The organism is Cohnella sp. GCM10020058 (assembly GCF_042683485.1).
Lineage (GTDB): Bacteria > Bacillota > Bacilli > Paenibacillales > Paenibacillaceae > Cohnella.
Genome location: NZ_JBHUJV010000015.1, coordinates 160,483 through 174,427 on the forward strand (window position 1 = coordinate 160,483; position 13,945 = coordinate 174,427).

The 13,945-nt window shown below is 60.2% G+C and carries 9 protein-coding genes and 1 pseudogene; all 10 read left to right on the forward strand.

The features are described from left to right. The first annotated feature begins 126 nt into the window (after positions 1 to 126). Positions 127 to 1,068, forward strand: a pseudogene (locus tag ACFSR7_RS25600) (glycoside hydrolase family 5 protein). Between the two features lie 305 nt (positions 1,069 to 1,373). Next, entirely contained in the window at positions 1,374 to 3,734 is a 2,361-nt protein-coding gene (locus ACFSR7_RS25605; protein WP_378166513.1) for a helix-turn-helix domain-containing protein, read from the forward strand. A 493-nt stretch (positions 3,735 to 4,227) separates the two neighbouring features. Next, the gene (locus tag ACFSR7_RS25610; protein ID WP_282912891.1) at positions 4,228 to 5,118 is read left to right on the forward strand and encodes an ABC transporter permease; all 891 of its coding nucleotides are present in this window, start codon (positions 4,228 to 4,230) and stop codon (positions 5,116 to 5,118) included. Between the two features lie 12 nt (positions 5,119 to 5,130). Beyond that, positions 5,131 to 6,030, forward strand: a complete 900-nt coding sequence (locus ACFSR7_RS25615) for a carbohydrate ABC transporter permease (protein ID WP_378166515.1) — start codon at positions 5,131 to 5,133, stop codon at positions 6,028 to 6,030. A 17-nt stretch (positions 6,031 to 6,047) separates the two neighbouring features. Continuing rightward, entirely contained in the window at positions 6,048 to 7,733 is a 1,686-nt protein-coding gene (locus ACFSR7_RS25620; protein ID WP_378166517.1) for an ABC transporter substrate-binding protein, read from the forward strand. Positions 7,734 to 7,853: 120 nt separating this feature from the next. Then, a complete protein-coding gene (locus tag ACFSR7_RS25625) occupies positions 7,854 to 9,233 on the forward strand; it encodes an alpha-L-fucosidase (RefSeq protein WP_378166519.1) in 1,380 nt (459 codons plus the stop codon). An 856-nt stretch (positions 9,234 to 10,089) separates the two neighbouring features. After that, a complete protein-coding gene (locus tag ACFSR7_RS25630) occupies positions 10,090 to 10,557 on the forward strand; it encodes a RidA family protein (protein WP_378120538.1) in 468 nt (155 codons plus the stop codon). Then, on the forward strand, positions 10,554 to 11,651 hold the full coding sequence (locus tag ACFSR7_RS25635; RefSeq protein WP_378166521.1) for an alanine racemase: 1,098 nt from the start codon (positions 10,554 to 10,556) through the stop codon (positions 11,649 to 11,651). The genes ACFSR7_RS25630 and ACFSR7_RS25635 overlap by 4 nt, the downstream gene beginning before the upstream one ends. Before the next feature lie 17 nt (positions 11,652 to 11,668). Further along, on the forward strand, positions 11,669 to 12,871 hold the full coding sequence (locus tag ACFSR7_RS25640; protein WP_378166523.1) for a M20 family metallopeptidase: 1,203 nt from the start codon (positions 11,669 to 11,671) through the stop codon (positions 12,869 to 12,871). Next, positions 12,868 to 13,938 (forward strand): Gfo/Idh/MocA family protein, encoded by a 1,071-nt coding sequence (locus ACFSR7_RS25645; protein WP_378166525.1) that lies wholly within the window; start codon positions 12,868 to 12,870, stop codon positions 13,936 to 13,938. The genes ACFSR7_RS25640 and ACFSR7_RS25645 overlap by 4 nt, the downstream gene beginning before the upstream one ends. Positions 13,939 to 13,945: the final 7 nt, after the last annotated feature.

Sequence of the window (13,945 nt, forward strand, 5' to 3'; positions counted from 1 at the left end):
GCGACGTGGAAGGGGCTCTATTGGATGCATTCGCAAGAAAAGTCGCAGACGGTGCTTCCCAGGTGGCGGGGCTTCAATCTCATCGATATGTTCTCCAGGCGCAAGGAATGGGGCGACATCTTCCCGATGGAGGACGACGGCAATCCCGTGGAGGAGGACTTTCGGCTGATCGCCGAGCTCGGGTTCAACTTCGTGCGCGTGCCGATGTCTTACCGGTTTTTGACCAAGGATGACGACGATCTGGCGTTGGACGAGGCGAAGATGGACCGGGTCGACCGGATCGTGCGGCTCGGCGAGAAATACGGACTGCACGTATCGTTAACTTTTCACCGGGTGCCAGGGTATTGCATCGTGGACGACGAAGAGGAGACGCGTTACCTTTGGCGGGACCGGGAGGCGCTGGACGCCTTCTGCGCCAATTGGAGTTATTTTGCGCGGCGGTACGGCGGTATTGGCTCGTAGCGGCTGAGCTTCGATCTGTTGAACGAGCCTCCCTCGGTATCGGACCGTCCGGAGCAGGGGATCACCCGCGAAGAACACGAACGCGTCATTCGCGCTGTCGTAGCGGAGATCAGGAAGCATGATCCGAATCGGTTGATCATCATAGACGGCTTGAACACCGGGACCGCTCCCTGTCCGGAGCTCGTGGACCTTCAGGTCGCGCAGAGCTGCAGGGCGTATCACCCGCATCCGGTCAGTCACTACCGGGCCTTCTGGGCGGGCGCCACTGATATTCGGTCACCCGTCTGGCCCTACCGGGACAAGCAGATGCTATGGAACCGCGAGTCGCTTGAGGAATATTACCGGCCGTGGATCGACCTGGCCGAGCAAGGCGTAGGCGTGCACTGTGGGGAGAGCGGCGCATACATTTACACACCACATGACGTCTTTCTAAGTTGGTACGAAGATGTGCTGGACGTGCTCACCGCCCACAATATCGGCTATGCGCTGTGGAACTTTCGCGGGCCGTTCGGACTGCTGGACTCCAATCGCCCCGACGCGGAGTACGTGATGTGGCGGGGCAGGAAGCTGGACGTGAAACTGCTGGAGTTGTTGAATCGGTACTAAGCGTAACTCTATATGGAGCTACATGGCGAGCCCGCGCCACCATCCGAGGCCGAAGCAAAAAGGGACGAAGCAGGAAATACGCTGCTTCGTCCCTTTTCGTTTTCGTCCGCTGTACGCCTCGATACCTTGACGGAATGTGTTATGATTAAATTTGTTTTCTGTAAGCGCTACACTTCCAAGGCTATTCTGCGATTCAAAATGATAGCGCTGCCTTTTATTCGGCTTGTTCATTTGATGTTAAGAATCCGAAGGTTGATGTTATAATAGTTAACAAAACACCTGAGACGAACGGAGGAACGTAAGTCATGCGCTTGAGGAATCGACTGGGCCAGCAGCCTTTATTTCTCCGAATGATGCTTCCTTATTTCCTGTTTATGCTCTTGGCGCTTACGCTGGGGTGGCTATTCTATAACAAGACGTATCATGTGGTGAAGGAAGAAGTCGTCCGCAACAACCTGCAGATTCTCGACCAGGTCAAGAATACGCTCGACAGCCGCTTTTCCGAGATCAACACGATCTCCCTGCAGCTGCTCAACGACCCGGGCGTCAACAGCTTCCAGCGGGTCTCCGATCCGTTCAGCAGCACCAACGCGTACAAGGTCTTGCGGACGCAAAAGAGCCTGTACAGCTACAATGCCTCCAACAATTTTGTGCTGGACTATTTTCTTATTTTCAAGAATAGCAACCTGGCCCTATCGTCCAATTCCTCGTATGAGCTGCCATACTTCTACGATCATGTACTTACTTACAATGAAATCGATTACAAAGCCTGGCGCGACGATCTGCTCTCGACGTACCGCAACCGGGAGATCATGCCGACGGGAGCGGCCCGGTACGAGGATAAGACATACGATATGATCACCTACGTGCAGTCGCTCGGCTATCCGGGACGCATCCAGGGCGCTTTAATCGTGCTCGTGGACGGAAACGAGCTGAAGTCGCTGCTGAGCGGCATCGATATCTCGGACGGCGGCTCGGCATCGATCATTGACGACAGGGGGAGAGTAGTCGCTTCGCTCTCCGGCGACGGCTCGACGTCCGCGCTTGGCGGGAATGTCGTCCTGCCCGGCCTTTCCGGAACGATCGAAGCTTCGGACAAGACGGACGGACGCATGGTTACCTATACGACTTCCTCTTATAACAAATGGTCCTACGTCGTGGCGCAGCCTCCTCATATCGTGCTAGGGAAGGTCATCTCCATTAAAAAGCTGACCTTCTCGATCGTGGCGGTGTTCCTCGGGCTCGGCATCGTGCTGGCGTATTTGTTCGCGACACGGAGCGGCCGTCCGCTCGTGCGCATCATGTCCACGCTTCGGGACCGCCACCAGGCGGCCGGCGCGCCGCGGAAGCCGAAGGACATGTACGGCTATATCCAGCAGTCGTTGTCTTCGCTGCTCGATAACAACGCGGAGCTGCGAGAGGAGATCGACAAGCAGGTGCCGCTCGTCTGGGACACGTTTTTCCAGCGGCTGCTCAAGGGCGACTTCCTGTCGATGAACGAGATCAATTCGCTGCTCGCTCACCAACGGATCGGTCTTCACGGCCAAGGCTACGCGATCGGGATCCTGAACTTCAGCCGTTCGGGGCAGAGCAACACGGAAGCGGAGCTGGACAAGCTCGACGTCAATCGCGTATGGGTAACCGAAGCGATCCGCAGAGGTCTCGGGGACGATCGGTACGCCCATCATATCGCTGAGGACAAGATCGCCTTGCTGTTCGTGGACGAGCTGGGCGACGAGGCCTCGTTCCGGCATATGATCGACCGGAGCGTGGCCGCGATCGAGGCGGAGACGAGCGGGCGCGAGGGGCTGCAGCTTTACTTTGCCATCGGGGGCTTCCGGCCGACCTTGCTCGAGGTGTCCGGCTCCTACGAGGAGGCGAGACAGTGCTTGTCCTCGATCAGCTATGAAGGCAAGAACGAGACGGTCTGGTTTGCCGATCTTCCGCATACGAACGCCCGCTTCTTTTTTCCGCAGGAGCTGGAGAACCGCTTGATCAATTATGCCAAAGCGGGAGAGCCCGAGGAAGTCGAGGCCGTACTCCGCCAGCTATACAAGGAGAATTTCAGCGACAGGCATCTGCCTCTCGCGCTGCAGCAGCTGTTCTATTATGAGATCGTGAGCTGCCTGGCCAAGCTCCAGGAGCAGCTGGCGCTGGACCGTGCGATCGATATTCCGCAGCTTCTGCAGCATCCGAGCGCCGTCGACAATCCCAAGCTGTCGTACCGAAGCGCCTCGGAGATGTTCCTGGCGACCGCCCGCGATCTCGATCGGCGCAAGAAGAGCCGCAATCACAGGCTGCTCGACGACATGCTGGCTTTCCTGCAGCAGCATTACGGCGACGCGAACCTGACACTCGATGCCGTTGCCGATAACATGAACGTATCCAAGGGGTACATGTCCCAGTTTTTCAAGGAACAGACGGGCATCAACTTCTCCGAGTATCTGGAAAACATGCGGATGGACGAGGCAAAGAGCAAGCTGGCCTCGACGTCGCTGACGATCCGCGAGATTGCGGAGCAGGTGGGCTACCATTCGTCCAGCACGTTCTGCCGGGCGTTCAAGCGGGGAACGGGACTGAGCGCGACCGTATTCCGCGAGCTGGCCCGCAACGAAACGTCTTATGCATCCTCCGCCGGACCTGCCGGCGCGATGGGGGAGGCCTGACAACAGCATAGACGGGGGTTCCCCGAGCCGCCAGGCTTGCGCCGGCGGCTCTTTTGTTTCGTTCCGGCGGGCGCAAGTACATCGTTTTCGCGCGCAACCGAAGCTGGTGAGACGGATAACGCGCTTCGCTGATGAGGCCGCTTCTTCCAAGTAATCGCTTTATACCGCTCATTTCCAACTAAAAATGGGAAAATAAAGTTGAATTCTGATCAAATGTATACTGAAAACGCAAACATCAATCCCCGAATCTGAACGAATGGCGATCATCGGACCACAACGCAATTTACTTCCCCGGCCCCCAGCGCCTAAGCCTGCCCTAAGCCGCAGAGCAGCCCGGACGATCCGAGACGATCGTGCCCGGCAGACCCCGATCGGGGGCTACGGACTCTAAACGTTTAGGCAAGGGAGGTGAGAGGAAGTGAGCGTACCCGATATCAAGCGTCTAGCAAGCAGAGAGAGCGTCGCGCCCCGCAAGTCAGCCGTCTCCAAGAAGATGATCCGAGGGTGGCAATTGTACGTGCTGATGGCCTTGCCTTTCGCGTACCTGATCATCTTCAAGTACGTGCCGATGTACGGCGCCCAGATCGCGTTCAAAAATTTTATCGTCACCAAGGGAATCTGGGGGAGCGCCTGGGTCGGACTCGATCACTTCTCGCGGTTCATTCATTCGTACGATTTCACCCGGATTCTGGGCAACACGCTGCTGCTCAGCTTCTACAACCTGCTCGCGGGATTCCCATTTCCGATCCTGCTGGCGTTGGGCCTCAACTATCTAAGAAGCAGGTCGTACCGCAAGGTCGTCCAGATGGTGACGTACGCGCCGCATTTTATCTCGATCGTCGTCATCGTCGGCATCGTCAAGGAGCTGCTCGACCCGCGAATCGGGATCGTGAACAAGCTGCTCGACGTCTTCGGCATCGCGCCGATCAACTTCATGGGCGAGATCTCGATGTTCTCTTCTATCTATGTCTGGTCGGACGTGTGGCAGCATGCCGGGTTCAACTGCATCATCTTTATCGCGGCGCTGGCCGCCATCGATCCGGCGCTGCACGAAGCGGCGGTCGTAGACGGGGCGAGCAAGTTCAGGCGCATGTGGCACATCGATCTGCCCGGCATCATGCCGATGGCGATTATTCTGCTCATCCTCAATACCGGACACATTCTGGACGTCGGTTTCGAAAAGGTGCTGCTGCTGCAAAATCCGATCAACCTGAAGGCATCCGAAATCATCGACACGTATGTGTACAAGGTCGGCCTGACCGCGCAGGTCGCGAATTACTCCTACTCCACCGCCATCGGATTGTTTAAATCCGTCATCAACCTGGCGCTGCTGCTGGCAGTAAACAAGCTTGCGCAGAAAACGAAGCAGGCGAGCTTATGGTAAAGGAGGGTGCGCATGGATATCCGGTTTCGCAACGAGTCGTTCACGGACAAACTCTTCACGATTATTAACGCGTTGTTCATCACCGTGCTTTTCATAAGCGTGCTCTATCCGATCATCTACATCGTCAGCGCTTCCTTCAGCGATTCGCAGGCGGTCGTATCGGGCGAAGTGTGGCTGTGGCCGGTGCGTCCGAGCCTCGAAGGCTATACGGCGGTGCTCGATTACAAGATGGTATGGACCGGGTTTAAAAACTCGGTCATCTACACGGTGGCGGGGACGGCGGTCAATGTCGCAATGACGGTGCTGGCAGCTTATCCGTTATCGCGCAAGGACTTCTATGGGAAAAACGTGTTCATGTTCCTGTTTATGTTCACCACGATGTTCACCGGCGGACTGATCCCGAACTACCTGCTCGTTCGCGAGCTGCACATGCTGGACACCGTCTGGTCGATGATCATCCCGACCGCGCTGACCGTCTGGAACGTCATCATCGCGCGCACCTACTTCCAGATGTCGATTCCCGACGAGCTGCTGGAAGCGGCGCAGTTGGACGGCTGCAACGACTTTCAGTTCGTGTGGAAAATCGTCATCCGGCTGTCCGGTCCGATCCTGGCCGTCATCACGCTCTATTACGCGGCTGCGAACTGGAACCAGTATTTTAACGCGATGATCTACCTGAAGTCCCAGCACATGTATCCCCTGCAGCTCGTTTTAAAAGATATTCTGGTCAAAAACGACGTCGACGTCGCGATGCTGTCCGGAGACCCGATGGACGCCGCGAGGCGCGAAGCGCTGAAGACGCTGCTCAAGTATTCGCTGATCGTCATCTCTACCGTACCGCTGCTCGTGGTTTACCCTTTTGTGCAAAAGTATCTGGTCAAGGGCGTCATGATCGGTTCATTAAAAGGATAAAGAAGGGGACAGATACGATGAAAATCAAACAGATGGTCTCGATGGCGCTCGCCATGGTATTGCTGGTTACGATATTGGCGGCCTGCAGCGGCAACAACGCCGATTCGAACGCCTCCGGCGGCGCTTCCCCGGGCTCGGAAGCGGCTGTCGCGCCGGCCGGGGAATTCCCGATCGTGAAGGATAAGATCACCTTGAAGGTGATGACGGGGGCCAACCCTGCCGTAGAGGATTTCAACACGAACGAATTCACGAAGTACTTCGAGGATCTCACCAACATCCACGTGGAATGGGAGATCGTGCCGAGCAGCATGGTCGCGGAAAAGCTTAACCTCGCCCTGGCCAGCGGCGACCTGCCCGACGTCGTCATGATGATGGACGTCACGCCGGAGCAGCAAGCGCTGTACGGACAGCAAGGCGTGCTGCTTCCGCTGAACGATTACATCGAGAAATACGGCGTCAACACGAAGAAGATGTTCGAGGAAAGCCCGCTCGTCAAGCCGACGATCACATCCGCCGACGGCAACATCTACGCGCTGCCTGCGCCTAACGAATGCTATCACTGTTCGATGCGCCAGAAGCTGTGGATTTATCAGCCGTGGCTCGACAAGCTCGGTCTGAAGATGCCGACGACGACGGATGAGTTCTATAACGTCCTCAAGGCGTTCAAGGAGCAGGATCCGAACGGTAACGGCAAAGCTGACGAAATTCCGTTCTCCGGCGCGCCTGCCCAATCCCAGGGCGCTACGCTCACGACGAGCGTCGAGAATTTCCTCATGAATTCCTTTACCTACGCGCCATACACCCGTCTCTACGTGAACGATCAGGACAAGGTCGACGTTCCGTTCACCAAGGACGGCTGGAAGGACGGCATGAAGTACCTGCACAAGCTGTACGCGGAAGGCCTGATGGACCCGCAGGCGCTGACGCGCGATCCGGCGCAGCTCGTTCAGCTCGGGGAAAATCCGAACACGGTTATTCTCGGCGCCGCCTCCGGCCCGAACATGAGCGTCATTACGCAGCTTAACGGCGCAAGCGGACGCTGGAAGGATTATGTCGCCGTACCGCCGCTGAAGGGACCGGGCGGCGTGCAGCTCACCCAGTACGATCCGTACCAAGTCGCTCCAGGCAAGTTCGTCATCACGAAGGAAGCGAAAAATCCGGAAGCGGCGTTCCGCTTCGCCGATGCGCTGTACGACCGCGAAATCACGCTGCGCTCCACGATCGGGGAGCCGGACGTCGACTGGCGCTGGGCCAAGGACGGCGAGATCGGCCTGAACGGTCAACCGGCCGTCTACAAGGATATGTCCTCCTTTGGCGTGACGCAAAACAAGCACTGGTCGCAGAGCGGCATCGCCTACCGTCCGAACTCGCTTCGCCTCGGTGCGGTAGCCAGCGAAGACAACCCGCTTGAATCGATCCTTTACAAGGAAACGAAGGACAAGTACGAGCCGTACCGCGTCGACGTCAAGTCGGTGCTGCCTCCGCTCAACCTGACGGTGGACCAATCGCAGGAGATCGCCGATCTGTCCAAGACGATCTACGACTACACGAGCGAGATGATGGCGCGCTTCATTATCGGCGACGCTGACGTCGACGCCGAGTGGGACAAGTATCTCAAGACGCTGGACGGCATGAATCTGAAGCGTTACCTCGAGATTTATCAAACGGCTTACGAGGCGCGCAAGGCTGCAGCTGCGCAGTAAGGTTTAAAAATAGAATTGAAATAGCGGCGAAAGGGAGGCGCCGGCACGGCGGAAACGGCAGAGCCGCAGGCCGCCGTGCCGGCGTCTTGCTTCCGCGCGCTCGGAAGGGAAGCGGATTCGATGACGACGCAAGCGCCGACACAAACCTTCTCGGTGCCCGACAAGTGGCAATGGTTCACCGAGAGCCGATACGGCTTGTTCATTCACTGGGGACCTTACGCCCAATTCGGGAGAGGGGAGCAGGTGCTGTTCCGCGAGCATATGAACCATGCGGCGTACGCGGACGCGGCCAGCGCCTGGAACCCGGAGCGCTTCGATCCGGAGCTGTGGGCGGACACCGCGCGCAAGGCAGGCTTCAAGTACGCCTGCTTCACGACCCGGCATCACGACGGCTACTGCATGTGGGACAGCGCGTACACCGACTACTCGAGCGCGAAGCAGGCGCCGAAGCGCGATTTCGTCCGCGAGTATATCGAGGCTTTCCGCAAGGCGGGGCTTCGCATCGGCCTGTATTATTCGTGGATCGACTGGCGCTTGCCGGCTTACTTCGACGGGCCGGAGAAGGACCCCGAAGGCTGGGCCAAGACGAAAGAATACCTGCACAACCAGGTCAAGGAGCTGCTCACCAACTACGGGCAGATCGACCACTTCTTCTTCGACGGCGTATGGCCGCGCAACGCGGACGATCTTGGCAGCGTGGAGCTTGTAGAGGAGATGCGGAAGCTTCAGCCAAACATCCTCATCAACAACCGGCTGGGCTACTCCGAGCAGCATGACGGATATCGCGCCGACGGCGGCATCGGAGCGGGGGATTCGGATACGCTCGGCGATTTCGGCACGCCGGAGCATCTGATCGTCGTCGACCGCAAGCGGCTGTGGGAGTCGTGCCAGGTCACGACGTGGCGCCTGTGGAGCCACGTGTTCGGCGAGCGCTGGCGCCCGGCCGACTACTTGCTCGACATGCTGATCGAATGCGCGGAGAAGGGCGGCGCCCACGGGGGCAACCTGCTCCTCAACGTGGGACCGACGGCCGACGGACAGTTCCCACCCGAGTTCCTCGAGCGCGCCGAAGCGATCGGCCGCTGGCTCGACGTTCACGGCGAGGCGATTTACGGCTCGGACGGCGGCGCGATTACGGAATTCATCACGCGCGGACGCCAGACGACGCGCGGCGACAACCTGTATCTGATCATCCGCTTCTGGGACGGTCGCCCGACCCTGCGGCTCGCGGACCTCGCGACTCGCGTCAAGGGAGTCACGCTGCTGACGACGGGCCAGACGCTCGGCTTCACCCAGCAAGACGACGAGCTGATCATCGACGGCCTGCCGCAAGAGGCGCCGTCCCGCCTGTTCCCGGTCATCCGCGTCGAGTGCGAAGGACCGCCGGAAGCCAACTCCTGGGGACGGCAGCGCCTGTGGGAAGGCGATCCCCATCGCGTCGCCGACTGGGCGCGTGCGCAGCGCGGTACTTCGGTGTATCGGGACGGGAAGGAGCGGTAAGGTGGTGTTGGAGTAACAAAACGATTTTAAAGATGATGGACCTGAACTTCGTGGAAATCCCCCTTCCCCCAAGGCGAGGCAAAGGTGGCCTGGCTGCGAGGAAAGCGGAAGTTCTTCCGCTAAGAGGGGGGAAAAGTGGTCCGGCTGCGAGGAAAGCGGAAGTTATTTCCGCTAAGGCGGAGCAAGGGTGGTCTGACTGCGAGGATAGCGGAAGTTCTTTCCGCTAAGACGGGGCAAAGGTAGCCCGGCTGCGAGGAAAGCGGAAGTTTCTTCCGCTAAGGCGGAGCAAGGGTGGTCTGACTGCGAGGATAGCGGAAGTTTCTTCCGCTAAGCCGGGGCAAAGGTGGCCTGGCTGCGAGGATAGCGGAAGTTTTTTCCGCTAAGGCGGAGCAAGGGTGGTTCGGCTGAGAGGATAGCGGAAGTTTCTTCCGCTAAGACGAGGCAAAGGTGGCCTGGCTGCGAGGATAGCGGAAGTTTCTTCCGCTAAGAGGGGGCAAAAGTGGTCCGGCTGCGAGGTTAGCGGAAGTTTTTTTCCGCTAAGGCGGAGCAAGGGTGGTTCGGCTGCGAGGATAGTGGAAGTTATTTCCGCTAAGGCGGAGCAAGGGTGGTTCGGCTGCGAGGATAGCGGAAGTTATTTCCGCTAAGGCGAGGCAAAGGTGGTTCGCTTGCGAGGAAAGCGGAAGTTTCTTCCGCTAAGACGAGGCAAAGGTGGTCCGGCTGCGAGGAAAGCGGAAGTTTTTTCCGCTAAGGCACTATGGAGCGGAATAACGATGTGCCAGCGACTTATCGTGTAGGAGTCGTAGGTACGCGGCGGAATACCAATCTAGCTACTACAACCAAACAGGAGGAATTCGCGATGGGACAAGCCGAACAAGCGCTGGAGCGGCTGGGGATCACGCTCGGCGAGGTGCCGCCCCCGGTGGCGTCTTACGTGCCGGCCAAGCAGGTCGGCAATGTCGTTTACACGTCGGGTAACGATTGCCGCATCGACGGGGTGCTGATGGCGACGGGCAAGGTCGGCTCGGATCTGACGGTGGAGGAAGGCTACGCCGCAGCGCGCCAGGTGGCGATCAACCTGCTCGCCGTGCTCAAGGCGCATCTGGGGGAGCTGGATCGGATTAAGCAGGTCGTTAAAATGCTGGCGTTCGTCAACTCGGCCGACGGATTCACGCATCAGCCGTTCGTCATTAACGGCGCCTCGGATCTGCTCGTAGAGGTGCTGGGCGAAAAGGGAAGGCACGCCCGCTCGGCCATCTCGGCCAACGAGCTTCCGTTCGATACGCCGGTCGAGATCGAGCTGATTGTAGAGGTCGAGGAGGCTTGAGCCTCTACACGGAATTGACGACGCCCGCCGTCATTATCGATCTGGACATCGCCGAACGCAACATCTCGGCGATGGCGGGCCGCTTGCGGCGAAGCGGCGTCGCCCACCGGCCGCATATGAAGTCGCACAAGTCGGCCGCCATCGCACGCCGACAGCTCGCGGCAGGGGCCGTCGGCATCACGGTGGCCAAGCTGTCGGAGGCGGAGGCGTTCGCGGACGCCGGCATCAAGGATATTTTGATCGCCTATTCGATCATCGGCGAAGACAAGCTGCGGCGTCTCGAAGCGCTGCACCGCCGCGCGAGCCTGATCGTGACGGCGGACAGCATCGCGGGTGCGAAGGGGCTGTCCGCCGTCGGCATGCGGACGGGCAAGCCGGTCCGGGTGCTGATCGAGATCGACGGCGGCCTTCATCGCGGCGGACGCCAGCCGGGCGAGGATACGCTGGCATTCGCGAGAGCGCTGCGCGAGTTGCCGCGGATCGAGATCGCCGGTCTCATGGGCTATTACGGCAAAATCTATGCGCAGCGGGACGAAGAAGGCTTCACGGCGGCGATCCGCGCCGAGGCGGCAGAAATGGCCGAGACGGCGGAGCTGCTCCGCGGCGCCGGCATCCCGGTCGGCATCGTCAGCACGGGCTCCTCGCCTGCGGCGATGTACAGCCATGAGCTCCCGGGCGTGACCGAAGTAAGGGCGGGCAATTACGTTTTCTTCGACGCGTCCGGCGTCGGCCTCGGCATCGCCCGCGAGGAAGATTGCGCGCTGCGCGTCGTCGCGACCGTCGTCAGCGTGCCGCTGCCGGGCCGCGCGACGATCGACGCCGGCACGAAGACGCTGACCGGGGACCGGGCGCACGGCCGCGAAGGCTATGGCATCGTCGTGGGCAGGCCGGGCATCAGTGTAACGGGCTTGAACGAGGAGCACGGCTTCCTGGCGTTCGATCCGGCGTCGGAGCAGATTCAGGTCGGCGACCGGCTGGAGCTGGTGCCGAATCACTCCTGCGTGCTCCCGAACCTGTGCGACCGGGTGGCCGGCGTGCGCGGCGGACAACTGGACGAGTGGATCCGGATCGACGCCCGCGGTTGTTGCTACTAAAGAAGAGGGGGAAGAAGATGACCGTTCCGATCGTCGATCGCGAAGAGATCTGGCGGGTGCTCCGGGACTTGGTGGCGATTCCCAGTGTGAATCCGGCTTTCCCGGGCGGAACCGGCGAGGCTGACGTTGCGAAATATGTCCGAAACTACCTGGAAAGCAACGGCATCAGATGCATCGATCAGCCTGTCTCCGAAGGCAGAAGCAACGTCATCGGCATGCTGCCCGGCACTCGCGCCGGCAAGACGCTGCTGCTGGAGGCGCATATGGACACGGTGCAGACGACCGGCATGTCGATCGAGCCCTTCGGGGCGAAGACGGAGTCGGGCCGCCTATATGGCAGGGGCGCTTGCGATACTAAAGCTTCGCTGGCCGCCATGCTGGTCGTGCTGGGCACGTTCGCCCGCAGCGGACGCAAGCCACCGATCGGCGTGCACCTCGCGGCGGTCGTCGACGAGGAATACCGCTATGCCGGCGTGGCGAAGCTGGCCCAGGCAATCGAGGCGGGCGAGCTCTGCTACGAGGCCGCGATCGTCGGCGAGCCGACGGGGCTCAGCCGGGTCGTAGCGCACAAAGGCTGCGTGCGCTTCCACATCGAGGCGCGCGGCGTAGCCGGCCATAGCTCCGATCCGAGCAAGGGCGTCAACGCGATCGAGCAAGCGATGGAGATCGTCCGCTACCTGCGCGAGGCCGTCGAGCCCGGCTACGAGGCGCTGCGGCACCCGCTCGTCGGACCGCCGACGCATTGCATCGCGCAGATCGAGGGCGGAGACGCGCCCAACACCATTCCCTGCGCCTGCACGCTGACCGTCGACCGTCGCACCGTTCCGGGCGAGGAACCGCTCGACGTCTGGGCGCGGATGAAGGCGGATCTTGAGCGGTTCGCGAGGGAGACGTCGGGCCTCGAGCTCGTCGTTCACGCGCCTTTTATCATCGATTACGCCATGGAAATCAACGCCGGTGAGCCTGTCGTCGGCAAACTCGCGCACGCTGTGAACCGTGTGAAGAGCGGAACCGTCCAGCACGGCGCTGCCTACGGGACGGATGCGAGCAAACTCGCCAGGGTCGGCGTCCCGTCCATCGTCTTCGGACCGGGCGACATCCGCCAGGCGCATACGGACGACGAATGGGTGGAGCTGAGCGAGGTGTGCGCGGCCGCGGACGCGCTTGCGGCGCTCATCGCGAATTACGGAAACGAAGAGGGAGAGGAAGAAACGGCATGAGCACCACGGACATCGTGAAAATCGGCGTCGTCGGCGTCGGAACCATTTCGGAGCTGCACCTGAACGCCTACAAGAACAACCCGAATGTCCGCATCGAGGCGATCTGCGATCTGAACGAGGAGCGGGCGAAGGCGACTGCTGCCAAATACGGCGCGGCGCAGGCATTTTCCGATTATAACCGCATGTTCGCCGAAGCCGGGTTGGACGGGGTGAGCATCTGCACCTGGAACAACACGCATGAGCCGATCGCGATCGCGGCGCTACAAGCGGGTCTTCACGTTCTGCTGGAAAAGCCGCTCAGCACGACGGTCGAGGCGGCGCTGCGGATCGAGGAGGCCGTCCGTTCGACGGGCCGCAAGCTGCAGGTCGGCTACGTTCGCCGCTACGACAACAATGCGCAGCTCGTGAAGCAGTTCGCGGACGCGGGGGAATTCGGCGAGTTTTATTACGCAAAGGCTTCGAGCATCCGCCGGGTGGGCAACCCGGGCGGCTGGTTCGCGGACAAGGAGCGCTCGGGCGGCGGTCCGGTCATCGATATCGGCGTGCACGTCGTCGATCTCTGCTGGTACCTGATGGGCCGGCCCAAGCCGGTGTCCGTTTCCGCGAATACGTACCGCAAGCTGGGCAACCGCGCCAACGTCAAGCATATGACCTCCTATAAAGCGGCCGATTACGACGCCTCGCGCAACACGGTCGAGGACATGGCGAACGCGATCATCCGCTTCGAGGGCGGCGCGTCCCTTCTATTGGAAGCGAGCTTCACGCTCCACGCCAAGGAGAACAAGACGACGATCTCCCTGTTCGGCGACAAAGGCGGCGTCGAGATCGATCCAGCGCTCGCCATCGTGACGGAGAAGCACGACACGATTCTAAACGTGACGCCGCAGACGGACCATGCGGGCTTCCACCTGGAGAGCGCGTTTCAAAACGAGATCGACCACTTTGTCGACTGCGTCCGGACGGGCGCCGAGCCGATCAGTCCGGTGTCCGACGGCGTCGCGGTCATGAAGATGCTGTGCGGCATTTACGAGTCGGCGGAAAAAGGCGAGGAGATCCGGCTGTCGTAATCGCGGG

Excerpts from the sequence above, each read along its gene's own strand:
- ACFSR7_RS25605 (WP_378166513.1), top strand. The coding sequence starts at position 1,374 with ATGCGCTTGAGGAATCGACTGGGCCAGCAGCCTTTATTTCTCCGAATG.
- ACFSR7_RS25610 (WP_282912891.1), top strand. The coding sequence starts at position 4,228 with ATGATCCGAGGGTGGCAATTGTACGTGCTGATGGCCTTGCCTTTCGCG.
- ACFSR7_RS25615 (WP_378166515.1), top strand. The coding sequence starts at position 5,131 with ATGGATATCCGGTTTCGCAACGAGTCGTTCACGGACAAACTCTTCACG.
- ACFSR7_RS25620 (WP_378166517.1), top strand. The coding sequence starts at position 6,048 with ATGAAAATCAAACAGATGGTCTCGATGGCGCTCGCCATGGTATTGCTG.
- ACFSR7_RS25625 (WP_378166519.1), top strand. The coding sequence starts at position 7,854 with ATGACGACGCAAGCGCCGACACAAACCTTCTCGGTGCCCGACAAGTGG.
- ACFSR7_RS25630 (WP_378120538.1), top strand. The coding sequence starts at position 10,090 with ATGGGACAAGCCGAACAAGCGCTGGAGCGGCTGGGGATCACGCTCGGC.
- ACFSR7_RS25640 (WP_378166523.1), top strand. The coding sequence starts at position 11,669 with ATGACCGTTCCGATCGTCGATCGCGAAGAGATCTGGCGGGTGCTCCGG.
- ACFSR7_RS25645 (WP_378166525.1), top strand. The coding sequence starts at position 12,868 with ATGAGCACCACGGACATCGTGAAAATCGGCGTCGTCGGCGTCGGAACC.